Genomic DNA, 497 nt, shown 5'->3' with positions numbered 1-497 from the left:
GATCAGCCCGGCGGCGCCGACCGTGAGCAAAACCGCACGGTGGCCCACCGAGAACAGCGCGATGCCGGCGAGCCAGGCGCTGCCGAGGCCGATTGCGCCGAGCAGCAGCGGCAGGGCGCAGCACGAGGCGAGCCCGAACGCCGCCGCGAGCCCGGCGAGCGTCAGCACCCCCGCCGCCGATCCGATGGGCGGAGCCGGGCCACGAGACCCGGTGCGCAGAGCCGACATGAGCCACCTCCCAGATAGGTCGAGGCGAGCCTACAGTCCGTAGCGGCTACAGACTCAAGCCCCGATCCGGGGAGAGAGGGGCGGCGCATGGACGGGGGCGCGATGCGGATCGGCGAGCTGGCGCGGCGCACCGGCTGCAACATCGAGACGGTCCGCTATTACGAGCGGATCGGCCTGCTGGCGGCCCCGCCCCGGCAGGGACGCTATCGCAGCTATGCCGACGCGCACGTGGCGCGGCTGCGTTTCGTCCGGCGAGCGCGCGAACTCGG

General features: G+C 73.4%; 1 protein-coding gene and 1 pseudogene. One reads left to right on the top strand and one right to left on the bottom strand.

Translation table 11 applies throughout. The annotated features are described in order from the left end of the window. Positions 1 to 228, bottom strand: a pseudogene (locus B8460_RS20165) (hypothetical protein); the annotation flags it as partial. An 87-nt stretch (positions 229 to 315) separates the two neighbouring features. Here B8460_RS20165 and B8460_RS20160 point away from each other — a divergent pair. Beyond that, on the top strand, positions 316 to 497 hold a 182-nt coding region (locus tag B8460_RS20160; RefSeq protein ID WP_048863417.1), incomplete at its 3' end, for a MerR family transcriptional regulator.

Origin of the sequence: Acidisphaera rubrifaciens HS-AP3 (assembly GCF_000964365.1) — a bacterium.
Taxonomy (GTDB): Bacteria; Pseudomonadota; Alphaproteobacteria; order Acetobacterales; family Acetobacteraceae; genus Acidisphaera; species Acidisphaera rubrifaciens.
This window is presented reverse-complemented; position numbering and strand designations above follow the sequence as displayed.